The sequence below is a fragment of the Vibrio sp. 378 genome (assembly GCF_033339435.1).
In genome coordinates this window covers 1-992 of sequence record NZ_JAWOUO010000193.1, presented here as the reverse complement: position 1 = coordinate 992, position 992 = coordinate 1, and the positions used below count along the sequence as shown (strand labels likewise).

2 protein-coding genes are annotated in these 992 nt (G+C 49.0%); both read right to left on the bottom strand.

What is annotated here, in order from left to right:
- A partial coding sequence (locus R7Q48_RS25095) for an AAA family ATPase (RefSeq protein WP_318132842.1) occupies nt 1–506 on the bottom strand: 506 nt, incomplete at its 3' end.
- 23 nt (nt 507–529) lie between these two features.
- On the bottom strand, nt 530–992 hold a 463-nt coding region (gene hslV, locus R7Q48_RS25090; protein WP_318132841.1), incomplete at its 5' end, for an ATP-dependent protease subunit HslV.

Genomic DNA, 992 nt, shown 5'->3' with positions numbered 1-992 from the left:
TCTAGCTGACCTTCACGCAGTTTTTTACGGAAGATTTGACGCGTGTTTGAGGTGTCTTCTTTTTGCTCGACTTGACCCCAGCTATCGCGTGCTGGTGGCAGTAGTGCATCGAGAATGCGCTCTTCAGCTTGCTCTTCCGCGCGGAATTTTACTTTTTCCATCGCTTGTTGGTGGGTCATCTTCACAGCGACATCAGTCAGGTCACGAATGATGGTTTCAACTTCTTTACCAACGTAACCTACCTCGGTGAACTTTGTTGCTTCGACTTTGATGAATGGCGCATTGGCTAGTTTAGCAAGACGACGAGCGATCTCTGTCTTACCAACACCAGTTGGACCAATCATCAGAATGTTCTTCGGTGTGACTTCGACGCGCAAGCTTTCTTCTAGCTGCATGCGACGCCAGCGGTTACGAAGGGCAATCGCAACCGAACGTTTTGCTTTGTCTTGACCAATGATGTGACGGTTCAGTTCATGAACGATTTCGCGAGGGGTCATTTCAGACATATTCTTTCCTTACGTCGTTACGATTACGCGGCTGGAGTTTCAGGCTCTGCAGTTGAGTCTAGCTCTTCTACGGTGTGGTGATGGTTGGTGAATACACAGATATCACCAGCGATGTTCAGTGCCTTTTCCGCGATTTCACGTGCATCTAAGTCAGTATTCTCTAAAAGTGCAGTTGCGGCTGCTTGTGCGTATGCACCACCAGAACCAATCGCAATCAAATCATTTTCTGGCTGAACGACATCGCCGTTACCAGTGATGATGAGTGATGCTGTTTCGTCTGCAACAGCAAGCAACGCTTCTAATTTGCGAAGAGCTCGGTCGCTGCGCCAGTCTTTTGCCAGTTCTACGGCTGCTTTCGTCAGATGGCCCTGGTGCATTTGTAGTTTGCTTTCAAAGCGTTCAAATAGGGTGAAGGCGTCCGCTGTACCGCCAGCAAAGCCAGCAAGCACTTTATTGTTGTATAGGCGGCGAACTTTGCGCGCGTTA